Annotated in this window: 21 protein-coding genes; 5 read left to right on the forward strand and 16 right to left on the reverse strand. The window is 67.2% G+C overall.

Features of this window, described 5'->3' with window-relative positions:
- Positions 1–297: 297 nt before the first annotated feature.
- Positions 298–1104, reverse strand: a complete 807-nt coding sequence (locus tag ACYVG2_RS15110; protein WP_460781732.1) for a DUF559 domain-containing protein — start codon at positions 1102–1104, stop codon at positions 298–300.
- 291 nt (positions 1105–1395) lie between these two features.
- On the opposite strand from ACYVG2_RS15110, the gene ACYVG2_RS15115 reads away from it, so the two are divergent.
- Positions 1396–2043: a pentapeptide repeat-containing protein gene (locus tag ACYVG2_RS15115; protein WP_460781733.1), complete on the forward strand. Its 648-nt coding sequence runs from the start codon at positions 1396–1398 to the stop codon at positions 2041–2043.
- Between the two features lie 15 nt (positions 2044–2058).
- On the opposite strand, the gene ACYVG2_RS15120 is transcribed toward ACYVG2_RS15115, so the two are convergent.
- Genes ACYVG2_RS15120 through ACYVG2_RS15135 form a run of 4 tightly spaced genes read right to left on the reverse strand, consistent with a single transcriptional unit; the run spans position 2059 to position 6998 of the window.
- Complete coding sequence (locus ACYVG2_RS15120; RefSeq protein WP_460781734.1) at positions 2059–3558, reverse strand: dipeptide ABC transporter ATP-binding protein; 1500 nt, start codon at positions 3556–3558, stop codon at positions 2059–2061.
- Positions 3558–4421 (reverse strand): ABC transporter permease, encoded by an 864-nt coding sequence (locus ACYVG2_RS15125; RefSeq protein ID WP_460781735.1) that lies wholly within the window; start codon positions 4419–4421, stop codon positions 3558–3560. The genes ACYVG2_RS15120 and ACYVG2_RS15125 overlap by 1 nt, the downstream gene beginning before the upstream one ends.
- Complete coding sequence (locus tag ACYVG2_RS15130; RefSeq protein ID WP_460781736.1) at positions 4418–5371, reverse strand: ABC transporter permease; 954 nt, start codon at positions 5369–5371, stop codon at positions 4418–4420. Before ACYVG2_RS15130 ends, ACYVG2_RS15125 begins: the two co-directional genes overlap by 4 nt.
- Before the next feature lie 7 nt (positions 5372–5378).
- A complete protein-coding gene (locus ACYVG2_RS15135) occupies positions 5379–6998 on the reverse strand; it encodes an ABC transporter substrate-binding protein (protein WP_460781737.1) in 1620 nt (539 codons plus the stop codon).
- 169 nt (positions 6999–7167) lie between these two features.
- Between ACYVG2_RS15135 and valS the strand changes: the two genes are divergently transcribed.
- A complete protein-coding gene (gene valS, locus ACYVG2_RS15140; protein WP_460781738.1) occupies positions 7168–9756 on the forward strand; it encodes a valine--tRNA ligase in 2589 nt (862 codons plus the stop codon).
- Positions 9756–9971 carry a hypothetical protein gene (locus ACYVG2_RS15145; RefSeq protein ID WP_460781739.1) on the forward strand — a complete coding sequence of 72 codons (216 nt, stop codon included), beginning with the start codon at positions 9756–9758 and terminating at the stop codon, positions 9969–9971. Before valS ends, ACYVG2_RS15145 begins: the two co-directional genes overlap by 1 nt.
- 12 nt (positions 9972–9983) lie before the next feature.
- Here the strand turns inward: ACYVG2_RS15145 and ACYVG2_RS15150 are convergent, their stop codons facing one another.
- Together ACYVG2_RS15150 and ACYVG2_RS15155 are read right to left on the reverse strand one after the other, a co-directional pair.
- Positions 9984–10217, reverse strand: coding sequence for a hypothetical protein (locus tag ACYVG2_RS15150; protein ID WP_460781740.1), 234 nt, complete (start codon positions 10215–10217; stop codon positions 9984–9986).
- The gene (locus ACYVG2_RS15155) at positions 10214–10831 is read right to left on the reverse strand and encodes an ArsR/SmtB family transcription factor (RefSeq protein WP_460781741.1); all 618 of its coding nucleotides are present in this window, start codon (positions 10829–10831) and stop codon (positions 10214–10216) included. Before ACYVG2_RS15155 ends, ACYVG2_RS15150 begins: the two co-directional genes overlap by 4 nt.
- A gap of 79 nt (positions 10832–10910) precedes the next feature.
- Between ACYVG2_RS15155 and ACYVG2_RS15160 the strand changes: the two genes are divergently transcribed.
- On the forward strand, positions 10911–12962 hold the full coding sequence (locus ACYVG2_RS15160) for a M3 family metallopeptidase (RefSeq protein WP_460781742.1): 2052 nt from the start codon (positions 10911–10913) through the stop codon (positions 12960–12962).
- Between the two features lie 94 nt (positions 12963–13056).
- Here ACYVG2_RS15160 and ACYVG2_RS15165 read toward each other — a convergent pair whose 3' ends face one another.
- Entirely contained in the window at positions 13057–14166 is a 1110-nt protein-coding gene (locus ACYVG2_RS15165; protein ID WP_460781743.1) for an epoxide hydrolase family protein, read from the reverse strand.
- Between the two features lie 101 nt (positions 14167–14267).
- Complete coding sequence (gene clpX / locus ACYVG2_RS15170; RefSeq protein ID WP_460781744.1) at positions 14268–15536, reverse strand: ATP-dependent Clp protease ATP-binding subunit ClpX; 1269 nt, start codon at positions 15534–15536, stop codon at positions 14268–14270.
- A 128-nt stretch (positions 15537–15664) separates the two neighbouring features.
- Between clpX and ACYVG2_RS15175 the strand changes: the two genes are divergently transcribed.
- Positions 15665–16267, forward strand: coding sequence for a LysM peptidoglycan-binding domain-containing protein (locus ACYVG2_RS15175; protein WP_460781745.1), 603 nt, complete (start codon positions 15665–15667; stop codon positions 16265–16267).
- Here ACYVG2_RS15175 and ACYVG2_RS15180 read toward each other — a convergent pair.
- The 7 genes from ACYVG2_RS15180 to ACYVG2_RS15210 all read right to left on the reverse strand — a co-directional run bounded on the left by ACYVG2_RS15180 (position 16264) and on the right by ACYVG2_RS15210 (position 22605).
- Positions 16264–17115, reverse strand: coding sequence for an aldehyde dehydrogenase family protein (locus ACYVG2_RS15180; protein ID WP_460781746.1), 852 nt, complete (start codon positions 17113–17115; stop codon positions 16264–16266). The two genes, ACYVG2_RS15175 and ACYVG2_RS15180, sit on opposite strands and share 4 nt — an antisense overlap.
- Positions 17112–18554, reverse strand: a complete 1443-nt coding sequence (locus ACYVG2_RS15185) for an aldehyde dehydrogenase family protein (protein WP_460781747.1) — start codon at positions 18552–18554, stop codon at positions 17112–17114. The genes ACYVG2_RS15180 and ACYVG2_RS15185 overlap by 4 nt, the downstream gene beginning before the upstream one ends.
- A gap of 9 nt (positions 18555–18563) precedes the next feature.
- Complete coding sequence (deoC, locus tag ACYVG2_RS15190; RefSeq protein ID WP_448965862.1) at positions 18564–19565, reverse strand: deoxyribose-phosphate aldolase; 1002 nt, start codon at positions 19563–19565, stop codon at positions 18564–18566.
- Positions 19562–20497, reverse strand: coding sequence for a sugar-binding transcriptional regulator (locus ACYVG2_RS15195; protein ID WP_460781748.1), 936 nt, complete (start codon positions 20495–20497; stop codon positions 19562–19564). Before ACYVG2_RS15195 ends, deoC begins: the two co-directional genes overlap by 4 nt.
- A 286-nt stretch (positions 20498–20783) precedes the next feature.
- Positions 20784–21425, reverse strand: coding sequence for an ATP-dependent Clp protease proteolytic subunit (locus tag ACYVG2_RS15200; protein WP_460781749.1), 642 nt, complete (start codon positions 21423–21425; stop codon positions 20784–20786).
- A 20-nt stretch (positions 21426–21445) separates the two neighbouring features.
- A complete protein-coding gene (locus ACYVG2_RS15205; protein ID WP_448965865.1) occupies positions 21446–22042 on the reverse strand; it encodes an ATP-dependent Clp protease proteolytic subunit in 597 nt (198 codons plus the stop codon).
- A gap of 80 nt (positions 22043–22122) precedes the next feature.
- Positions 22123–22605, reverse strand: coding sequence for a tetratricopeptide repeat protein (locus ACYVG2_RS15210; protein ID WP_460781750.1), 483 nt, complete (start codon positions 22603–22605; stop codon positions 22123–22125).
- Positions 22606–22655 lie beyond the last annotated feature (50 nt).

Raw genomic sequence — 22655 nt, forward strand, 5'->3', positions numbered from 1 at the left:
GCGGTACCACCTCGCGTGCGGTGCCTCACGGCACTGCCACTCTCACTGCGGCGATGACGGGCCTGCCCCGCTCGGTTCTACTGGGCCTTGCGGCTGTTCTTCCGAGAGCTCCCCGGTGATGGCCGGATCAACGCGTGTGAATCCATTGTACGCGGCGGCGCGCGGCGAACGGTGCGTCGCAGTTGTGCGCTTCGGTCGGAGAATTGCACGTTCTTCGGAGCCATCCACTGTTTCAGCTCCGAAGAAGCCGCACTTCTCCGAAGTTAGTGCTCGGTGTTCAGTCCTCAGACCCAGACCTCAACTTGCGAGGTGCAGCCCCTGCGCCACGGCCCGCATGATCAGATCCTGCACAGCAGGCCAATCGTGCATCAGCTGCTGATAGCTGACGCGGATCACGTGGTAACCCATGAGACGGAGTTCCGCATCGTGCCGGATATCCTCGCTGCGCTGGGCACCGACGTGATGTTTCCCGTCGATCTGCAGCACGAGCCGGCCGCCGATGAGCACATCGACGCGGTGCCCCGCTATCCACGTCTGAATCAGCAGTCGGAGTTTCAACCAGCCCAGGCGCTCACGGATATAGGTCTCGGTTCCGGCGTCGGCGAAAGGACTGGCCCGATTGAGCAGATTGCGTGCCGCCCCCTTCCAGGGATACTCGGCGAGACCGGCAACCGTCACCAGTCCCTTGTTCAGAGCGGACTCCCAAGTGGCCAGCGCGCGTTCGAACGGTTCGCAGTCGGCCACGAGCGCGAGTACATTCTCGATCGGATCGACGAGGGCATCAGGATGCCGCGGCAGCATGGGCTCAGACCAGTGCACATGCGCGCGCTCGGTCTTGCCGCCCGAGCCATGCGGATCCGCGCCGACGTGGAATCTGTCCGGCTTCTCGTGCACCCACAGGTCGAGGCGGGCTGCTTGCGAGATGCAGGTGACCACCACACCGGTACGAGCCGCAGCAACCAGCACCGGGTCGGCATCTTTCGTCGCCACCCACCCTCGGCGAATCCGGATGAGATGGCCGGCGTCCACCTCACGTTCCAGGGCAGTGCGGCTCACACCCTGTGCGCGCAAGCGTTGCGTACGAACGACGCCGCCCAGCTCCACGACGAGCTCGACGGGGAGGCTGGCAGTGGGATACAGCATCCGGTGATTCTGCCTTGCAGCCGGCAGACGTGCCCGGTGAGATCACAGGAACGGTGGAGCGATCCCACGGATCGTCGACGGTGCAGAGCTATTGACGCATGCGCCCGTACCGGAGAATTGCACGTTCTTCGGAGCCATCCAATGCTTCAGTTCCGAAGAAGCCGCAGTTCTCCGAAGAACGTGCACGCCGCGCAACGAACGCGTGCGGCTGAGGCGTCGTGGCGTGTCCGCACCACCGCATACGCTCGAGGAGTGCCCCGCTCCGACTCCCCCGCCGCTCCTCGTGTCTCCGCCCCTGACATCCCGCCCCATCTCGCCGATGCCGCGCCCGCACGCAGTGCGGATCTGCTGGCCGCGCGACTCGACCTCTCCGGCACGGTCGACCTCGCCTACGCCTCGCTCGAGCAGTGCGTCATCGCCGCTGACACCGACGGCGTCGATCTGGTCGGTGCCACGATCCTCGATGTCGAGATGACCCGGGTTCGCATCGCATCGCTGAGTCTGCGCAACTCCGGCATCCGTCGCCTGCGCATCTCCGGCGGCCGCATAGGAACCCTCGACCTCAGCGGTGCCCGCATCGATGAGCTCGAACTGCGCGATCTGCGCGTGGACTACCTCAACCTCGGCGGCGCCAAGGGCACCGATCTGCTGTTCGCCGGATGCACGATCCGCACCCTCGACATGCCGCAGGCCGAACTCACCCGCGTGCTCTTCGACGACTGCCGCAGCGACGAGATCGACCCGCGTGGGCTCAGGGCGAGCGACGTCGACCTGCGCGGACTCGACGCCATCGCGTTCACGGACACGAACGGCCTTCGCGGCACCACGCTCACCACGTTCCAGGTGCAGCAGCTCGCCCCGGCCCTGGCCGCCGGGGTCGGCATCCAGGTCGCGGACTGAGATCGAAACGGGTCATCACCGCCCCGCGGCGAGCAGTTCCTGAGTGAACGGATGCTGCGGCGCAGCGAACACCGCGGCGACGGGCCCCTGCTCGACGACTACCCCGTCCTGCATCACGAGCACGTCGTCGGAGACCGCGGCGACCACGTCGAGGTCGTGCGAGATGAAGATCATGGTCAGCTCGCGATCGCGCTGCAGACGTCCGAGCAGTTGCAGCACCTTCTCCCGCACCGACGGGTCCAGCGCGGATACCGGTTCGTCGAGCACCAGGACGTCGGGGGCTGCGGCGAGCGCCCGAGCGATCGCCGCACGCTGCCGCTGCCCGCCTGACAGCGCGGCGGGCCGACGTCGCGCGAGCACGGGGTCGAGCCCGACCTCCGTCATCAACGCCGCGACGCGGGCGGCCCGGGCTGCACGCGGCACGCCGCCCGCCTCGAGCGCCTCGCGCAGTGACCGCCCGACGGTCCAGCGCGGATCGAACGCGCCGAGCGGATTCTGATGCACGAGCTGCACTCGATGCGCACCCGGTCCGCGGCTCCAGCGCAGTTCTCCCGAGTCGGGCCGGTCCACACCGACGATCATGCGCGCGAGCGTCGTCTTGCCCGACCCCGACTCCCCCACGATCCCGAGCGTCTGCCCCTGAAGCAGCGTGAACGACGCGCCGTCGACCGCCGGAGCACCCGCGAACGCCTTGGACACCTCGACGCCGGTGAGCACGGCATCGCCGAGCCCGAATCGATCGGCGCGCGGGGGGTGCGTCGTCGCGGCGATGAGCTCACGGGTGTACTCGTGCTGCGGTGCGCTCAGCACATCGGCCGCTGTCCCCTGCTCGATGACGCGCCCCGCCCGCATCACGAGCACGCGGTCCGCGACCCGCCGCACGGCCGCGATGTCGTGACTGATGAAGACCACAGCAGTGCCAGCGTCCGCGATCGAGCGCAGCAGCGCGAGCACCCGCGCCTGCACCGTGGCGTCGAGAGCCGTGGTCGGCTCATCCGCGACGAGCACGGCGGGCTCACCGGCGAGCGCGGATGCGATCAGCGCGCGCTGCCGCAGGCCGCCGGAGAGCTCATGGGGGTATTGGCCGGCCCGGCGCGCAGCATCCGTCATCGACACCGACTCGAGCAGGTCGATCGCGCGTTCGCGGCGCTCGCGTCGCGAGAGGCGCGTGTGGATCGCGAGCGGTTCGGCCACCTCGGAACCGACGCGCCGTAGCGGATCCAGCGACACCAGCGCGTCCTGCGAGACCAAGCCGACACGGCTGCCCCGCAGGTCACGCCACTCGCTCTCCGAGAACGCGCGCGCGTCCACGCCGTCGATGCTCAGCACGTCTGCGGTGACGCGTGCCGACTCAGGCGTCAGTCCGAGCAGGGCGGATGCGGTGATCGTCTTGCCAGCGCCGGATTCCCCGACGATCGCCACGCACTCCCCTGCGGCGACGTCGAACGAGACGCCGTCGACGAGCAGCATCCCCTGCACCGTCACCGACAGCCCCTGCACGACGAGTGCGCTCATCACGCTCTCCCCTCGGCGCTGGCCCGCAGACTGCGACCGACGATGGTCGCCGACACCACGGTCAGCGTGATCGCGACACCGGGGAACGCCGCGATCCACCATGCCGTGCCGAGCGCGTTGCGTCCGCCCGAGAGCATGAGCCCCCATTCGGGCGACGGTTCGGTCGGTCCGAGTCCGAGGAAGCTGAGGCCGGCGGCCGCGAGGATGCTGGAGCCGATCCCGATCGTCGCCAGCACGCTGAGTGAGCCGAGCACCCCGGGGACAACGTGCCGGACGAACGCCCGCATCGGCGGCACCCCGAGAATGCGAGCGGCCTCGACGTGCTCGGCGAGGGAGAGCGAGCGCGTCTGCACCCGCGCGAGCCGCACGTACACGGGCACGGCGGCGATCGTCACCGCGATCGCGACGTTGGTCGGGCCCGGTCCGAGAATCGCGACCACCACGAGCGCGACGAGGAACTCAGGGAAGGCGAGCAGCACGTCCGTGACGCGCATGACCGTGGCATCCACCGCCCGCGGGGCGATGCCGGACAGCGCGCCGACGACGAGGCCGATCACCAACGCGAGTGCGGTAGCGAGCAGTCCGATGCCCACCGAACGCCCTGCGCCGTGGACGACGCGCGAGAACACGTCGCGTCCGCTCTGATCCGTGCCGAACAGGTGCGCCGCGCTGGGCGGCTCCAGCGCGGCCCGCACATCCGTGCGCAGCGGGTCCTGCGTCGCGATCAGCTGCGGGAACAGCGCCATGACGGCCACCACGGCGAGGATGGCGAGTGCGGCCCATAGCAGCGCGCGCCGTGGGCCGGTCCCCCGCGTCGACACGCGCACGCGGCGATCGATGTCCGCACGAGCAGAAACGCTCATGTCCTCACCTCCCGTACCCGCGCGTCGATCGGTCGCAGCCGAGGGTCGAGCACCGGATAGAGCAGTTCGACGATGAGATTGACGACGACGAAGACGAGCGCGCTGAACAGGATGATCCCGGTGATGACAGGGAGGTCGCGGTCGGTGATCGCCGAAAGCGTCACCCGCCCGAGTCCCGGCCTGGCGAACACCGTCTCCACGAGCACCGCGCCTCCGAGCAGCGACCCGACCAGATAGGCGGCGAGGGTGAGTGCTCCTGCCGCGCCGTGGCGCAGCGTGTGATGCGCGGTGAGCCGCACCTGTCCTGCTCCGCGCGCCCGCACGGTGGTCGCCCACGGCTGGCGCTCGGCCGCCTCGATGCCGTCCCGCAGCACCTGGCCGAGCAGAGCAGCGACCGGCAGTGCCAGGGTGACCGCCGGCAGGATGATCGTGGCGGGGTTGCGCGTACCGGAAACCGGGAACCAGCCGAGGCCGAACGCGAACACGCTGAGCAGCAGGATGCCGATCCAGAACACCGGCGAAGAAAGCACGACCAGCTCGACCCCAGCGACGATTCCACGCGACACCCGCCCACGGGCGAACAGCGCCACGGCGAGGGCGAGCACCACCGCGATCACGAGCGCGAGCGCCGTCAGCTGCACCGTCGCACCGAGCTGCCGACCGATCACCTCGGTCACCGGCATCCGCAGCTGGTACGACTCGCCCAGATTCCCCTGCAGCAGTTGCCAGAGGTACGAGAAGTACTGCTCCAGCGGCGGGCGGTCCAGCCCCAGCTCGGCACGGATGCCGTCTTTGACCGTTTCGCTCACCTGGGCCTGCGGCCCCAGCATCACCGAGACCGGGTCGCCAGGGATCACCCTGAAGGCGAGGAAGGCGAGCGTCGCCGCGCCCCACAGGACGATGACGACGGATGCCGCGAGTCCTGCGATCCGGGAGAGCAGAGGCTTCACGACCGGATCAGCCGACCGTGACCTCGTAGAACAGCGGGCGCCCGTACAGGTCGTACTCGAGACCCGAGACGGTGTCGTTCACGGCGGTGATGAGCGACGGGCTGTAGAGCGGCACGATCGCAGTGTACTCAGCATTCCACTGCTGCAGCTGCTGGTAGATCGCGGCCCGCGCGTCGACGTCGCTGGTCGCGATGCCCTCTTCGAGCAGTCCGTCGATCTCCGGATCGGTGACCTGCGAGGCGTTCTGGAACCCGTCGGTGTGCAGGTGGCTGCGCAGCAGATCGCCATCGACGCCGGAGAAGCCCCAGTCGGTGAGGTCGAAGGTCTTGGGTCCGTACTGCTCGTTGTAGGCGCCGGGCTCGAGCACCTCTCGCACGACCTCGAAGCCGATGTCGGCGAGGTCGGACTGGATGGCGTTGGCCAGCGCCGCGTTGTCGTCGGACACCGGCGTGTACGCGATCCAACGCACCGAGAGACGCTGCCCGTCCTTCATTCGGATGCCGTCGCCGTCGCGCTCGGTCCAGCCGGCCTCGTCCAGCAGGCTGTTCGCCTCATCCTGGTCGAACGGCCGGTCGCCCTCGAGCGAGGCGTCGTATCCGGGCGTCGTCGAGCCGAGGATGCTCCAGGCACGCGGGAACTGGCCGAAGAAGATCTCCTCGACGGCCGCGTCGACGTCGATGCCACGGGCGAACGCCTGTCGCACCTTCTCGTCGGCGAAGACGCCGTACTTCTCGTTCAGGTAGAGCGAGTAGGGAAGCCCGGGATACTCGTTCGAGTCGACAGCGAGCGTGTCGGGCAACTCGGCGGCGAGGTTCGGCGGGATGTTGCTGGCGAGGTCGGCCTCGCCGCTTTCCACGACACCGGCGCGCACGGACGCCTCCGGCAGGATCTCGACGCGCAGCGTCTCGAACTGCACGGCTTCCGCGCCCCCCGGGCCCCACGCGTAGTCGGAGTTGCGGGTATAGACGATCTCCTGGTCAGGTGTGTACTCGGTCAGTTCGAACGGGCCCGTCCCCACTGTGACGTCGGGACCGCCGGCCTTGAGCTGATCGGCAGAGCTCTCCAGCACCGCCGGCGAGTAGAAGCCGAGCAGCGGGGTGCTGGCGGCTTGCAGGAACGGCGCGTACGGCTGGCTGAAGCTGACCTCGACGGTGTGCTCGTCGATGACCTCCGTACCGGCATAGAACTCGCCACCGAGCATGCTCTCGGCCTGGGCGGATGCCGTCTCAGGGTCGGCGATGCGATCGAAGTTCGCTTTCACCGCCTCCGCGTCGAACGGCTCCCCGTCGTGGAAGGTGACGTCGTCGCGCAGATCGAACGTGTACGTCGTGCCGTCTTCGGAGACGGTCCAGTCGGTGGCCAGCCACGGCGAGAACGAGCCGTCCGACTCCTGGAACACCAGCGAGTCGAGCACGACCCGCTGCACCATGCTCGACACGTCGAGCTGACTCGTCTGCGGGTCCATGTGCCCGGCCGACAGGTTCGCGCCCTCGATGGCCCAGATCACTTCCCCACCGTTGTCACCGCCGGAAGAATCCGCGGGACCGGCGCAGGCGCTCAGCGTCAGGGCGGCGACCGCGGCGAGCGCGGTGATGGGAAGAATACGGCGCACGTGCGGAGTGGGCATGCGAGTCCTCAGGAAGAGTGAAGGGGGTCTCTCGATTCTAGCCCCGGTTTGTTGGACGCAGTCGATCTACATCGACATCCGGCCCTGACCGCCTTCGGTAGACTGGCTGTCACAACCCACACTCAGGCACGCTCACACAGTGCCGCATACATCGCGCAAGGAGACCTCCATGTCGGCAACCGTCCAGAACCAGATCCCCGACAAGCCCGCACTCGAAGGTCTCGAGGCGAAGTGGGACGGCGTCTGGGCGGAGCGGGGAACCTACCTGTTCGATCGCCTGCGCGCCGCAGAGCTCGGACGCGAAGGCGTCTACTCGATCGACACGCCTCCGCCGACGGCATCCGGTTCTCTGCACATCGGCCACGTGTTCTCGTACACGCACACCGACGTCAAGGCGCGCTACGAGCGCATGCGCGGCAAGAGCGTGTTCTACCCGATCGGCTGGGACGACAACGGCCTGCCCACCGAGCGCCGCGTGCAGAACTTCTACGGCGTGCGCGTCGACCCGACGCTCCCCTACGACCCGGACTTCACCCCGCCCTTCGAGGGCAACGCGAAGAGCCTGAAGGCCGCCGACCAGCAGCCCATCAGCCGCCGCAACTTCATCGAGCTGTGCGAGCGCCTCACCGTGGAGGACGAGAAGCAGTTCGAGGATGTCTTCCGCCAGATGGGTCTCAGCGTCGATTGGACGCAGACATACCGCACGATCTCCGACGAGACGATCCGCCAGAGCCAGCTCGGCTTCATCCGCAACCATGAGCGCGGCGAAGCGTACCAGGCACTCGCGCCGACGCTGTGGGATGTCGACTTCCGCTCCGCCATCGCGCAGGCCGAGCTCGAGGATCGCGAACAGCAGGCGTCGTACCACCGCATCGCGTTCCACAAGTCCGATGGCTCGGGTGACATCCACATCGAGACGACCCGCCCCGAGCTGCTCGCGGCGTGCGTGGCTCTTGTCGCGCACCCCGACGACGAGCGCTACCAGCCGTATTTCGGCTCGACAGTGCGCACGCCCCTGTTCGACGTCGAGGTCCCGGTGCTCGCGCATCACCTCGCGCAGCAGGACAAGGGCTCCGGCATCGCGATGGTCTGCACGTTCGGCGACGTCACCGACATGATCTGGTGGCGCGAGCTCGACCTGCCGATCCGCACGATCCTGGGCCTCGACGGTCGCGTGATCGCGGATGCTCCAGAAGCGATCGAATCGGATGCCGGCACCGCCGCCTACGCGGAGCTTGCGGGCAAGACCGTCTTCAGCGCCAAGAAGCGCGTCGTCGAGCTGCTGGAGGAGTCGGGCGAGCTCCTCGAGGTCTCCAAGCCCTTTAACCATGCCGTGAAGTTCTTCGAGAAGGGCGACCGCCCGCTCGAGATCGTCTCGACGCGTCAGTGGTACATCCGCAACGGCGCCCGTGACGAGGCACTCCGCGACCAGCTCATCGCGCACGGCAAGCAGCTGCAGTGGCACCCCGATTTCATGCGCGTGCGCTACGAGAACTGGGTCGGCGGCCTCACGGGCGACTGGCTCGTCTCGCGTCAGCGCTTCTTCGGCGTGCCGCTCCCGGTCTGGTACGGCCTGGACGAGAACGGCGAACGCGACTACGACCGCGTGCTGATGGCGTCGCCGGAGCAGCTGCCCATCGACCCGACCAGCGATGTGCCGGCCGGCTACACCGAGGACCAGCGCGGCGTCGCGGGCGGTTTCGAGGCCGAGACCGACATCCTCGACACCTGGGCCACCTCGTCTCTGACCCCGCAGCTGGCCGGTGGATGGCAGCGTGACGAGGAGCTGTGGAGCCTCGTCGCCCCGTTCGACGTGCGCCCCCAGGCGCAGGACATCATCCGCACCTGGCTGTTCTCGACCATGCTGCGCTCGACGCTCGAAGACGGCAGGTCGCCGTGGAAGCACGCCTCGATCTCCGGCTTCATCGTCGACCCCGACCGCAAGAAGATGTCGAAGTCGAAGGGCAACGTGGTCACGCCCGCAGACATCCTCGAGAAGCACGGGTCGGATGCCGTGCGCTACTGGGCGGCCTCCAGTCGCCTCGGAGTGGATGCCGCGTTCGATCCGCAGAACCCGACGCAGATGAAGATCGGCCGCCGTCTGGCGATCAAGGTGCTCAACGCGGCGAAGTTCGTGCTGTCGTTCCCGGTGCCGGAGGGTGCGCAGGTGACGCACGCGCTGGACGCGTCCATGCTGACGGCGCTCGACGAGGTCGTCCGTGAGACGACCAAGGCGTTCGACGCGTTCGACCACGCCCGCGCGCTGGAGGTCACGGAGTCGTTCTTCTGGGCCTTCTGCGACGACTACCTCGAGCTCGTCAAGGAGCGCGCGTACGACCAGACCCATGTCGGCCAGCCTTCCGCCGCGCTCGCGCTGCGGATCGCGCTGTCGACGCTGTTGCGCCTGCTGGCACCTGTCGTGTCGTTCGCCACGGAGGAGTCGTGGAGCTGGTTCGAACAGGGCTCGATCCACACGGCGTCCTGGCCGGAGCCGCTCGGCACCGAAGGCGACGCCGCAGTTCTGGCTGCCGCGAGCGCCGCGCTGATCGGCATCCGTCGTGCCAAGACCGAGGCGAAGGCCTCTCAGAAGACGCCGGTGTCACGTGCGGTGATCGTCGCCCCGGCGGAGACCCTCGAGGCATTGCGCGCCGCGGCGGACGATCTGCGTGCCGTCGGCCGCATCGCCGTGCTCGAGTTCGCGGAGGGCGACGAGCTCGCGGTCACGGAGATCGAACTGGCTCCCGTGGAGGCGAGCTGATGCAACTCGGCACGCGTTGGGCGACGGGTTCGGCTGCCCCGGCATCCGTTCCCGCCGTTCTGAAGCCCGCCATCGCCGAGGTCGAGGCGCAGGGCATCACCGGCATGTGGACCCTCACGTGGCTGGAGGGCCGCCCGATCGCGGAGCTGGATGCGGGGTGGGAAGTGCTGGTCACGGCATCCGGCGAGGTCGTCGCCCGTCCCTTCCAGGACTGAGCGCGCTCGACTTCAGCGCCCCATCAGACCCACCTGTGCGAGCAGGTGCTCCGTCGCCAGAGGATCGGTCCTTCGCGTCTGCTCAGCCTGGATCGCGGTGAGCATCGTCGCACGCCGGTCCTCTCGGCGCTGTGCACGCCCCGTGGCCCAGCGGGTGATCGCGGCCGCGAGGCGTATGGACGCGCGTTCGATCAGGGATGCGCCCCTCGGTACCGGGATCACCCGGGTGATGGCCACTGCGCTCACGATGCGGCCTCCTTCTTGGTCGTGAGATTCTTCAGGGGGAAGACGTCTGCACGCACGCTGACGCGGCGAACGCCTTCACCCTTCTGTCCGCGATAGGTCTCAGAGGCCTCATCGATGACGGCCTCGATCCTCTTGATGAGGTCGATCGTCTGCTCAGCGGTCATGCTGATGCCGCTGGTCATCGACGAGCTCGCATCGGCCCACTCGGCCGGTTCCTTGTCGATGCGGCCGCCGAAGAACTCCATCAGTTCTTCGTGGCGACGGCGATGCACCTCCGCGACGGCGACCTGAAGCGCGGCTTCGCCCGCGGGAGAGCCTTGCACAGCTCGCGAGTCGTAGACGATGCCGCCCACCGGACGCTCCCACCAGCGTTCGCGTCCACCGTGCTCGCCGGCGAGCTCGCGAATCAGATCATGTCGCGCCAGCGCCCGCAGGTGATAGCTGGTCGCACCGGAGGACTCCCCCAGGATCTCGGCGAGGGTGCTCGCGGTCTGCGGGCCTTCCTGAGCGAGGATGTCGAAGATCCGCACCCGCAACGGGTGCGACAGGGCACGGAGAGCGCCGGCGTCCAGCACCCGGCGTTGCGGTGCGGGGGTCTTCCTGTTCTCGGTCATAATGCAAAGATACCTTTGCAAGTATTTCTTTGCAAGTGATTCTTTGCATTGCTTTTCGAGTTGGCCATAGGCTCGTGGGATGACCGATGCCGTGAACCCGCTCCTGACGCCATCCGCTCTCCCTTACGCGCTCCCGGACTACGGCGCGATCCGGCCCGAGCACTACATGCCGGCCTTCCGCGCGGCGTTCGATGAGCATCTCGCGGAGATCCGGCGCATCACGATGGTGCGATCGATGCCCACGTTCGAGAACACGATGGTGCCGCTCGAGCAGTCCGGTGCAGCTCTGGATCGCATCGCGCACGCCTTCTACACGGTGAGCTCAGCCGATGCCACGGACGAGATCCAGGCGATCGACGAGGAACTCGCCCCGCTGATGGCGGCGCACGAGGATGCCATCCGCCTCGACGCGCAGCTGTACTGGCGGGTCAAGACCCTGCACGAGCAGCTCGATGAACTGGAGCTCGACGGCGAGAGCCGCTATCTGGTCCAGCGGCACTTCCGTGAGATGACGCACGCCGGAGCCGCCCTTGACGAGGAAGCGAAGTCGCGGCTCACCGCGCTGAACCAGCAGCTGTCGACACTCACGACCACGTTCGAGAAGAATCTGCTCGCCGACACCAATGACCTCGCCGTGCTGTTCGAGAACGCCGAAGCGCTGGACGGGCTGACCGACGGCGAGCTCTCGGCTGCCGCGCGGGCGGCGACCGAACGCGGTCACGATGGAGGCTTCCTCATCTCGCTGCCGCTCTTCACGGGGCATCCCTACCTCGCGTCATTGACGAACCGTGAGAGCCGCCGTCTCATCATGGAGGCCTCCCGCTCGCGCGGCATCCGCGGCAACGCGAACGACAACCGCGCCGTGCTGACGGAGATCGTCGCGCTGCGTGCCGAGCGCGCGGTACTGCTCGGCTATCCCTCGCACGCCGCCTATGTGACCGCCGACGAGACCGCCGGGACGCCGGAGGCCGTATCGGATCTGCTTCACCGGCTCGCACCGGCCGCAGCATCCAACGCCCGTGCCGAGCAGGAGGCGCTCCAGGCGATCATCGACGAGACCGAGGAGCAGCCGTTCGCGCTGGAGGCGCACGACTGGGCCTTCTTCACCGAGAAGGTGCGCAGCGCGAAGTACGACATCGACACGGCGGCACTGCGCCCTTGGTTCGAAGCCGAGCGGGTGTTGCAGGACGGTGTCTTCCACGCGGCGACGCAGCTGTACGGCGTGACGTTCACCGAGCGTGCGGATCTCGTCGCATACCACCCTGGTGCGCGCATCTTCGAGGTGCACAACGCCGGCGGCAGTGCGCTCGGCCTGTACGTGCTCGACCTCTACACCCGCGACACCAAACGAGGCGGGGCGTGGATGAATCCGATCGTCAGCCAATCAGCGCTGCGCGGCACCGCACCGGTCGTCGTGAACAACCTGAACGTGTCGCAGCCGGGCGATGGGCAGCCGACGCTGTTGACGCTCGACGAGGTAACAACCCTGTTCCATGAGTTCGGGCATGCGCTGCACGGCCTGTTCGCGACGGTCAACTACCCGCACTTCGCGGGGACCAATGTGTTCCGCGACTTCGTGGAGTTCCCGAGCCAGGTGAACGAGATGTGGATCCTGTGGCCGGAGGTTCTCGACAACTATGCGCGCCACTACGAGACGGGCGAGCCGCTGGATGCGGCTGTCGTCGAGCGGCTGCGCGCGACAGAGGCGTTCAACCAGGGGCACGACACGAGCGAGTACCTCGCCGCCGCATGGCTCGATCAGGCGTGGCACCGGGTGGGCACCGATGCGCAGATCGGTGATGTCGCCGCTTTCGAGGCGGCCGCACTCGCAGAGATCGGGCTCGACAACCCCGCGGTGCCGACGCGGTACTCCTCCACGTACTTCGCGCATGTGTTCTCCGGCGGCTACAGCGCGGGGTACTACTCGTACATCTGGAGCGAGGTGCTCGACGCCGACACCGTGGAATGGTTCCGCGAGAGCGGCGGTCTCGCGCGCGAGAACGGTGATCGCTTCCGTGCGCGTCTGTTGGGCGTGGGCGGTTCGAAGGATCCGCTTGAGGCGTACCGCGACTTCCGAGGCCGCGACGCCGAGATCGCGCCGCTGCTCACCCGCCGCGGGCTCGGTGGGTGAGAATCGGGGCTTCCTTCGCAGATGTGCGTCAGCCTCGCAGGGATTCGGGGATAGCCTGCGAAGATCGTGCACATCTGCGACCGACGGTACGCGGTCAGGCGGACAGCAGCCCCAGTTCACGAGCGAAGTCGCGCATCCTGGCAGCCATCGCCTGCGGCTCTTCTGCAACCGCGAAATGTCCGCCCTCCGGCATCCGATCGAATGAGCGCAGGTCGCGGTAGAAGCTTCGTGCGACGCTCTCGGGATAGTCGTGCTCGTGCCGCTGGATGGCGATCGCGGCCGGCACCTCGACCGGTGGTATCCGTTCATCTTCTTCGGCATCGAAGTATCGCCTGAACGACGTGGCGATGCTCTGCGTCGACCAGTAGATCATCGCCTCGGTGAGGATGCGGTCACGCGAGATCCTGCGCTCGAGCACTTCAGGGCGTCCCGTCGGCGTGTCACTCCACTCGACGAGCTTCTCCACCAGCCACGCCAGGAGCCCCGCCGGAGAATCGTTCAACGCCGCAGCAAGCGTGTCGGGGCGCGTCCCCTGAATGTGCCCATAGGCGCCGTCCGGCCCGCCGCTCGCCGACAGCCGGTCGAAGAAGGCACGTGCCGCCGGATCCTCGACCCCTGCCCGCTCCTCGTCGGTGCCGAAGTGCGCATGCGTCACAAGGATGCCGTGCACGTGCGCCGGATACGTCGCAGCGATCAGGTCGCTCACATTCGCAGAGATGTCTTCGCCGTACGTGAGATAGCGCTCATAACCCAGCACGTCGCTCATCAGCGCGTGCATCAATCGGGCCATCACGGACTCCGTCATCGTGCCGTCGTACGGTGCGGAGAACGCGAAACCCGGCATGCTCGGAACGACCACGTGGAAATCCGGAAGCAGTCGGGCGAACTCGAGCTGCAAGGCGAACGAGTGCGGCCAGCCGTGCATCACCAGCAGCGCCGGAGCATCGGGGCGCTCAGATCGCAGGTGGGCGAAATGCACGTCGGTGCCCTCGATGTCCGCGATGAACTGCGGATGCTGATTGAGCCACTCCTCACGGGCGGGCCAGTCGAACGTGCTCCACGAATCGACCAGTTCGCGAAGGTATGCCGCATTCATCCCGGTCTCGGGGCGCCGCGGTGAGTCGGGCAGCAGGCGCGAGCGTGACACGCGCTGACGAAGATCGACGATGACATCTTCGGGAACCGAGACTCGGAAGCTGCGCATGCGCTCACCCTAGAGCGGGTCACTGACATCCCACGGTGGCGGCTACCGTATCCGTGGTGCGCGAGAACCTGTGTCGGTTCAGTCCAGATCGTCCGGACCGCTCACGCGCTCTTGCGCTTGCGCTCCATCACGACCGTAGGCGGCGCACCCTCATCGACCGCCGCACGAGTGACGACGACCTTCTTGACGTCTTCGGCCGACGGGATCTCGAACATGATCGGTCCGAGCACGTCTTCGAGGATCGCGCGGAGCCCGCGGGCACCCGTCTTGCGCTCGACCGCGAGGTCGGCGATCGACCGCAGTGCGTCTTCGTCGAACTCGAGCTCGACACCGTCGATCTCGAACATGCGCTGGTACTGCTTGACGAGTGCGTTGCGCGGTCCGGTGAGGATGTCGATCAGTGCGTCCTGGTCGAGCGGCGAAACCGAGGCGATGATCGGCAGACGCCCGATGAACTCGGGGATCAGCCCGAACTTGTGCAGGTCTTCGGGCAGCACTTCGCTGAACAGATCGAGATCCTTCGACTTGTCATGCAGCGGAGCGCCGAATCCGACCCCGTGCTTGCCGACGCGTGCGGACACGATGTCTTCGAGGCCGGCGAAAGCGCCGGCGACGATGAACAGCACGTTCGTCGTGTCGATCTGGAGGAACTCCTGGTGCGGGTGCTTGCGGCCGCCCTGCGGCGGTACCGAGGCGGTGGTGCCCTCGATGATCTTGAGCAGCGCCTGCTGAACGCCCTCACCCGATACGTCTCTCGTGATGGAGGGGTTCTCAGCCTTGCGGGCGATCTTGTCGATCTCGTCGATGTAGATGATGCCCTGCTCGGCGCGCTTCACGTCGTAATCCGCGGCCTGGATGAGCTTGAGCAGGATGTTCTCGACGTCTTCACCGACATAGCCGGCCTCGGTGAGCGCCGTCGCATCCGCGACAGCGAAGGGCACGTTGAGCCGCTTGGCGAGGGTCTGGGCGAGATACGTCTTGCCGCAACCGGTCGGACCGATCATCAGGATGTTGCTCTTGGCGATCTCGACCTCGTCGGCCTTCTGCTCAGCAAGCTGCAGCGTGCCGTGCGCGCGGACGCGCTTGTAGTGGTTGTACACCGCGACGGCGAGCGAGCGCTTCGCGGAATCCTGCCCCACCACGTACTCCTCGAGGAACGAGAAGATCTCGCGGGGCTTGGGCAGATCGAAATCTGCGACGCCCTCGGCGGACGACTCCGCCATGCGCTCTTCGATGATCTCGTTGCACAGCTCGACGCATTCGTCGCAGATGTACACACCGGGGCCAGCGATCAGCTGCTGGACCTGCTTCTGGCTCTTTCCACAGAACGAGCACTTGAACAGGTCAGCGCTTTCACCGATTCGGGCCATGCGCATCCTCCTTGGAGAGCCTGAGAGACATCTTCGAGCCTAACCTCTCCCTCAGACACTCCGGCGCATTGGCGGCCGACCTGATCAGATCATTCCCTCCGCACGGCTCGACCGGTAGATTCGGCGTCATGACCCCGCGCGCCACGAAGATCGTTGTCACGACCGTGACGCTGGTGACCGTAGCCGGGCTGATCGCGCTCGCGACTCCCGCTATAAGCGCCGTGTGGGACGCTGTGACCCCGCTCGCAAGCGCTTCCTCGTCCTCTTCTCCCGCAGATACCACGGCCGCGCCGACCTCCGAGCCGAGCGCCGAACCGGCGACGCAGTCCGACACCGCTGGCCCGCCCAGTGGCTACGTCGACGTCGGCCATGGCACTTCGATTCCTGCTGGCGGACCCGGCGAGTGCACAGCGTCGGCCTACATCTGGATCGGAAGCGACGAGGGCGAGCCGATGCGCGCCGAGATGACCGGCGCGGATCTGGTCGACATGGGACCGCTCGAGTTCGCCGTCGGTGACGTCGGTCTGGATGAACAGGGACGTCCGGCGACCTACACGGTAGCGCCCGGTGACGTATTGACCCGCATCGGCGATCGCTTCTGCATCTACAACGGTATGACGCTCGCCACGCTCAACAATTACCCTGGCGGGGCGATGATCCAGCCCGGTGACATTCTCACGCTGAATGCGGATTACGCCACCGACTTCGTGTACCCGTACCCGATCGACTAGACCAGGCTCTTGGGGTGCCACACCGTCTTCGTCTCGGTGAACGCCGCGATCCGCTCCGGCGAAGCCGTCACCTCGCCGGGCGTGAGCACCCGCTTGAGCGTGTCGGCGGCCGCGATCTGCAGGTCGACCCATTCCAGCCCGTCAGCGCCGGCGAGGTCGAGCGCGTTGACGTCGGCATGCGACGCGAGCCACGGTGCGATCTCCGCGGGCGAGCCGGTGAGAACATTCACGACTCCCCCTGGCACATCGCTCGTCGCGAGCACCTCGGCGAAACTGATGGCGGAGAGCGGATGCTGTTCGCTCGCGATCACGACGACGGCGTTGCCTGCGACCAGAGCGGGAGCGACCACCGAGACGAGTCCGAGCAACGCCGAGTCCTGCGGCGCGACGATGGCCACCACTCCCGTCGGCTCCGGCACGGAGATGTTGAAGTACGCGCCCGAGACGGGGTTGGCGCCTCCCGCGACCTGGGTGTACTTGTCGCACCACCCCGCGTACCAGACCCAGAGGTCGACAGCCTCATCGACCTGTGCCCCTGCGGCTGCGGCCGATACGCCCTCCTGAGCCACGATCTCGTCGACGAACTGCGCGCATCGACCCTCGAGCACCTCTGCGACCCGGTAGAGCACCTGCCCGCGGTTGTACGCCGTCGCGCCGGACCACCCCTTGACCGCCGAGCGAGCGGCGACCACGGCATCCCGAGCGTCCTTGCGAGAGCCTTTGGCAGCATTCGCGAGGAATGCGCCCTTGCTCGAGAGCACCTCGTAGGTGCAACCCGACTCGCTGCGCGGGAACTTTCCGCCGATCGCGAGCTTGTACGTCTTCGGAACAGTCAGTCGCTTGCTCATGCCGAAGCCCCCTTCAGGTATGCGGTGAGACCGTGTCGGCCGCCCTCGCGGCCGTATCCGGATTCCTTGTAGCCGCCGAACGGACTCGCAGGGTCGAACCTGTTGAAGGTGTTCGCCCACACGACACCGGCGCGCAGCTGGTCGGCGACGGCGAGGATGCGCGATCCCTTGTCGGTCCAGATGCCGGCCGAAAGGCCGTACGGCGTGTTGTTCGCCTTGGCGATCGCCTCGGCGGGGGTGCGGAATGTGAGCACCGACAGCACAGGGCCGAACACCTCGTCGCGGGCGATCCGGTGGGACGCTTCGACACCCGTGAAGATCGTCGGAGCGAACCAGAATCCCTTGTCGGGGATGACGCAGTCGGCCGTCCAGCGCTCGGCGCCCTCGGCTTCGCCGATGTCGCTGAGTTCGCGGATGCGATCGAGCTGCGCGGCGGAGTTGATCGCCCCGATGTCGGTGTTCTTGTCGAGCGGGTCGCCGAGGCGCAGAGTCGACAGGCGCGCCTTCAGTCGGTCGATGACCTCATCGTGGATCGACTCCTGCACGAGAAGCCGGCTGCCGGCGCAGCACACGTGCCCCTGGTTGAAGAAGATGCCGTTGACGATGCCCTCGACGGCCTGATCGATCGGCGCGTCGTCGAACACGATGTTCGCCGCCTTGCCGCCGAGCTCGAGCGTGACCTTCTTGCCCGTACCCGCGACGGCGCGGGCGATGTCGCGCCCGACGCCGGTCGACCCCGTGAAGGCGACCTTGTCGACGTCCGGGTGACGCACGAGGGTCGCTCCGGTCGAACCGGCGCCGGTGACGATGTTGACGACACCGGCGGGAAGGTCGGCCTGCTGCAGGATCTCCGCGAAGATGAGCGCGGTCAGCGGCGTCGTCTCAGCGGGCTTGAGGACCACCGTGTTCCCCGCGGCGAGAGCCGGTGCGATCTTCCACGCGAGCATCAGCAGCGGGAAGTTCCACGGGATGATCTGCCCCGCGACACCCAGCGCACGCGGATCCGCACCGAGACCGGCGTGATCGAGCTTGTCGGCCCAGCCCGCGTAGTAGAAGAACCACGATGCGACGAGCGGCACGTCGACGTCGCGGCTCTCCTTGATGGGCTTGCCGTTGTCGAGGCTCTCGGCCACGGCGAGTTCGCGAGCGCGCTCCTGCACGAGACGGGCGATGCGGAAGAGGTACTTGCCTCGGTCGCGACCGCTCATCTTCGACCACACCTTGTCGTAGGCACGGCGGGCCGCGGCGACGGCGCGATCGATGTCCTCGTCCGAGGCTCCGGCGATCTCCGCGATGTGCGATTCGTCGGCCGGGGAGATGGTCGTGAAGCTCTTGCCCGAACCGTCGACGAACTCGCCGTCGATGAACAGCCCGTAGCTGTCGCGCAGGTTCAGGATCGCCTTCGATTCGGGCGCCGGGGCGTATTCCAGGAAAGACATGTCTGGTCCTCAGTCGATCGTGACGTAGTCGGGGCCGGAGTAGTGGCCGGTGGTCATCTTCTGCCGCTGCAGCAGCACATCGTTCAGCAGGCTCGAGGCGCCGAATCGGAACAGATGCGGCTGCAGCCAGTCCTCCCCCGCGGTCTCCGCGACCGTGACGATGTACTTGATGGCGTCCTTGGAGGTGCGGATGCCGCCGGCCGGCTTCACACCGATCTTCTCGCCGGTCGCCCGGTACCAGTCGCGCACGGTCTCGAGCATGAGCAGCGTGGTGGGCAGCGTGGCCGCGGGCTGCACCTTGCCCGTGGACGTCTTGATGAAGTCGCCGCCCGCGAGGATGCCGAGCCACGATGCCCGCTTGATGTTGTCGTAGGTGTTGAGCTCACCGGTCTCGAGGATCACCTTGAGCGAGGCGTAGCTGCCGTCCTCACGGCGGCACGCCTCCTTCACTGCTGAGATCTGATCGAACACGAGTCCGTAGCGCCCCGAGAGGAACGCTCCTCGGTCGATCACCATGTCGATCTCGTCGGCGCCCGCGGCGACCGCCTCAGCGGTGTCGGCGAGCTTGATCGCGAGCGAGGAGCGGCCGCTCGGGAACGCCGTCGCGACCGCGGCGACCGAGATCTTTCCGTCGTCGGGGTCACCATGCAGCGCGCCGAGGGCGTCGATGGCGTATCCGACCATGTCGCCGTATACGCAGACGGCCGCGACGAGCGGTGTCGCCGGGTCACCGGCATCCGGTGTCTTCGCCTTGGCCACGAGCGAACGCACCTTACCGGGGGTGTCCGCACCCTCGAGGGTGGTGAGATCGATCAGTGAGATGATCTTGTCGATCGCCCATGCCTTCGACGTCGTCTTGATCGAACGGGTGCCGAGTCCTGCTGCGCGCTGCTCGAGACCGGTCGCGTCCACGCCGGGCAGTCCATGCAGGAATCGACGCAGAGTGGCATCGTCGGGCTCTCCGCCCAGCACATCCACCGCAGTGCGGCGGGTGAGTTCTTTGGTCGTCATCGTTCCTCCAACAATGCTCGGGCTGTGTTCTCATCGGTGACCAGAACGCTGCAAAGGCCGCTGGTCACGACTGTACGCGTGATGTCATGTTTCGGGGCGCCGGCGGTGACGAAGATCGCCTGCTTCGCTGAGCGCAGGCGATCGAGGTCGACGCCGACCGTGCGCGCGTCGAGCTGCGGATCGACGATGTTGCCGTCCGCGTCGATATATCGGCCTAGCACGTCTCCGACGGCGCCGCGCCGAGCGAGCTCCTCGACGTCGGCGGCGGTCAGATAGCCGTTCTCGACGTGGGCGGATGACGCGTCAGCGGGGCCGGCGGAGAAGAGGTAGGTCTGTGCGGCGGCGGCGTGCTCGAGGATCGCGGAGACGGTGCGATCCGACTCGATCGCCTGCTTGGTCTCGACGCGTTCGAGGATCGCGGGGCTCGGCAGCAGCGTGGCCTGGCCACCGGCGCGCTGGGCGATCGTCATCGCGAGACTCGCCGCCCCTCCTGAACGCCGGTTGAGGCTCACACCGCCGTTGAGCTGCACCACCGTCACACCGTTCGCCCATCCGTCGGGCAGCGCCTCTGCGACGGCCGTCAGCGTACGGCCCCAACTCACGCCCAGCGTGCGCGGCACAGGGCGAAGAGCCGTGAGGTGGTCCGCTGCGGCCTGAGCGACGCGATCGAGCGTGGCGCTCTCTTCGTCCGGCATCGGCACGATGACGGCATCCACGAGACCGAAACGCTCGGTCAGCTCGCGCTCGAGACCGAGTCTGCGTGCGCGCGGATGCACGATCTCGATCCGCACGATGCCCTTCTCGCGTGCCTGTGTGAGGAGCCGTCCCACCTTCCACCGTGAGATCTTCAGGAGGGCGCCGATCTCGTCCTGCGTCTTCGCCTCGTCGTAGTACAGCTCGGCGACTCGTACAGTGAGCAGGTCTTCATCCACGGCATCCTCCCTTCCTCCTCCAGCGTACGCGTGAGCACGCACGCGCGCACGCACCTGCTCATATGCGCATAACGTGGAGGCGGCGCTGCACATTCGTGGGCCTCGCCCGCGCTCGCCCTGCCCTCGTCTCTCGCGCGCCGTGCGCTTCGTTCGGAGATGTGCGCTTCGCTCGGAGGAATCGGGGGAATCACTCCGAAGCAGGCGCACTTCTCCGAGCGAAGCGCACACGCGGAGGGCACGAAAAAGGGGCGACGGTCCGAAGACCGTCGCCCCTTATCGTCGGATGCTACGCGCGCTTGCGCGTCGTGAGCACCTGGTCGACGATGCCGTACTCCAGCGCCTCGGCCGCAGACAGGATGTTGTCGCGGTCGATGTCGCGGTTGACCTGCTCGACCGGCTTCCCGGTGTGCTTGGCCATGGTCTCCTCGAGCCAGGTGCGCATGCGGAGGATCTCCGCCGCCTGGATCTCGATGTCGGACGCCTGGCCCTGGCCCGCCTCGCCCATGGCGGGCTGGTGGATCAGCACACGGGCGTTCGGCAGCGCGAGGCGCTTGCCGGGCGCACCGGCGGCGAGCAGCACGGATGCTGCGGATGCCGCCTGTCCGAGGACGACCGTCTGGATCTGCGGCGCGACGTACTGCATCGTGTCGTAGATCGCCGTCATCGCGGTGAACGAGCCACCGGGCGAGTTGATGTACATCGTGATGTCGCGCTCGGCGTCCTGGCTCTCCAGAACGAGGAGCTGAGCCATCACGTCATCGGCTGACGCGTCGTCGACCTGCACGCCCAGGAAGATCACGCGGTCTTCGAAGAGCTTGTTGTACGGGTCCTGACGCTTGAAGCCGTAGGCGGTGCGCTCCTCGAACTGCGGGAGCACGTAGCGGCTGGACGGCAGGTTGCCGGCGGATTGGAAGGTGGGGGTGTACATAGGAGTCCTTTCGAATCCGCTTAGTTGGCGTCCTGGTCGGTTCCGCCGCCGCCGGTCACGTCACTGGCGTGCTCGCGGATGTGGTCGACGAAACCGTACTCGAGTGCCTCGTCAGCGGTGAACCAGCGGTCGCGGTCGCCGTCCTCGTTGATCTGCTCGACGGTCTTGCCGGTCTGGCCGGCCGTGATCTCCGCGAGGCGCCGCTTCATCGAAAGGATGAGCTGGGCCTGGGTCTGGATGTCGCTCGACGTGCCGCCGAAGCCGCCATGCGGCTGGTGCAGCAGCACGCGTGCGTTCGGGGTGATGTAGCGCTTGCCCTTGGTGCCGCTGGTGAGCAGCAGCTGACCCATCGAGGCGGCCATGCCGATGCCGACGGTGACGATGTCGTTCGAGACGTACTGCATCGTGTCGTAGATGGCCATGCCGGCGGTGATCGAGCCACCGGGCGAGTTGATGTAGAGGTAGATGTCCTTCTCAGAGTCTTCTGCAGCGAGAAGAAGAATCTTCGCGCAGATCTCGTTGGCGTTCTCGTCACGCACCTCTGAGCCCAGCCAGATGATGCGATCCTTCAGCAGCCTGTCGAAGACGCTCGTCGCGAGGAGGGGTTCTGCAGCCATGTCAGCTCCTGTTTCCGTGTTCGGTGATTCGAATCTACCGGCGCGCGCGCGGCGCCCAGGCCGTGTTCGCCGTCGGCATATCAGGCGTCCCGCTCGCCGATCTCGCGTGCGTACGCCGTCACCGAACGCCGGTACTGGCTGAGGTGCGGGGCCAGCGCCTCCAGAGCGACGGATGCCGCGGCCGCGCTGTCGCCGGACGAGACGAGAGCGAGTGCGTAGAACGCCGTGGCTTCGTCGCTGAGCGCTCCCCCTCGTTCGCGCTCCTCCTTCAGCATCTGCAGACTCTCTTCGATGCGACCGAGGTTGCGCAGGGTGCTGGCCAATTGAATCGTGGCCTGAGCCCGACGGGACTCGTCGAGACCGGCTGCGAGAGCGCGACGGTAGTAGGACACCGCGGCCATCTCCGCGCCGGCGGAGTCTCTGACGCCTGCGCGTTCGAACAGCGCGACGGCATCTTCGTACCCCCGCTCGAGCGCGAGTGAGTCGATCGCCCTGACCCTGTCGTCGTCCGAGAGGGCATCGTCCGCCCAGACCGCATCCACGCGGTCCTGCCAGTCGTCCATGTTGCTCCTCATACGCGGAAGGACGGATGCCGTGGCATCCGTCCTTCCGT

The organism is Microbacterium shaanxiense (genome assembly GCF_054779995.1).

What these genes read in the sequence shown, in the direction of transcription:
- ACYVG2_RS15120 (WP_460781734.1), bottom strand. Translation starts at nt 3,558, where the DNA reads ATGAGCGCACTCGTCGTGCAGGGGCTGTCGGTGACGGTGCAGGGGATG.
- ACYVG2_RS15125 (WP_460781735.1), bottom strand. Translation starts at nt 4,421, where the DNA reads ATGAGCGTTTCTGCTCGTGCGGACATCGATCGCCGCGTGCGCGTGTCG.
- ACYVG2_RS15135 (WP_460781737.1), bottom strand. Translation starts at nt 6,998, where the DNA reads ATGCCCACTCCGCACGTGCGCCGTATTCTTCCCATCACCGCGCTCGCC.
- valS (WP_460781738.1), top strand. Translation starts at nt 7,168, where the DNA reads ATGTCGGCAACCGTCCAGAACCAGATCCCCGACAAGCCCGCACTCGAA.
- ACYVG2_RS15145 (WP_460781739.1), top strand. Translation starts at nt 9,756, where the DNA reads ATGCAACTCGGCACGCGTTGGGCGACGGGTTCGGCTGCCCCGGCATCC.
- ACYVG2_RS15155 (WP_460781741.1), bottom strand. Translation starts at nt 10,831, where the DNA reads ATGACCGAGAACAGGAAGACCCCCGCACCGCAACGCCGGGTGCTGGAC.
- ACYVG2_RS15160 (WP_460781742.1), top strand. Translation starts at nt 10,911, where the DNA reads ATGACCGATGCCGTGAACCCGCTCCTGACGCCATCCGCTCTCCCTTAC.
- ACYVG2_RS15165 (WP_460781743.1), bottom strand. Translation starts at nt 14,166, where the DNA reads ATGCGCAGCTTCCGAGTCTCGGTTCCCGAAGATGTCATCGTCGATCTT.
- clpX (WP_460781744.1), bottom strand. Translation starts at nt 15,536, where the DNA reads ATGGCCCGAATCGGTGAAAGCGCTGACCTGTTCAAGTGCTCGTTCTGT.
- ACYVG2_RS15175 (WP_460781745.1), top strand. Translation starts at nt 15,665, where the DNA reads ATGACCCCGCGCGCCACGAAGATCGTTGTCACGACCGTGACGCTGGTG.
- ACYVG2_RS15180 (WP_460781746.1), bottom strand. Translation starts at nt 17,115, where the DNA reads ATGAGCAAGCGACTGACTGTTCCGAAGACGTACAAGCTCGCGATCGGC.
- ACYVG2_RS15185 (WP_460781747.1), bottom strand. Translation starts at nt 18,554, where the DNA reads ATGTCTTTCCTGGAATACGCCCCGGCGCCCGAATCGAAGGCGATCCTG.
- deoC (WP_448965862.1), bottom strand. Translation starts at nt 19,565, where the DNA reads ATGACGACCAAAGAACTCACCCGCCGCACTGCGGTGGATGTGCTGGGC.
- ACYVG2_RS15200 (WP_460781749.1), bottom strand. Translation starts at nt 21,425, where the DNA reads ATGTACACCCCCACCTTCCAATCCGCCGGCAACCTGCCGTCCAGCCGC.
- ACYVG2_RS15205 (WP_448965865.1), bottom strand. Translation starts at nt 22,042, where the DNA reads ATGGCTGCAGAACCCCTCCTCGCGACGAGCGTCTTCGACAGGCTGCTG.
- ACYVG2_RS15210 (WP_460781750.1), bottom strand. Translation starts at nt 22,605, where the DNA reads ATGGACGACTGGCAGGACCGCGTGGATGCGGTCTGGGCGGACGATGCC.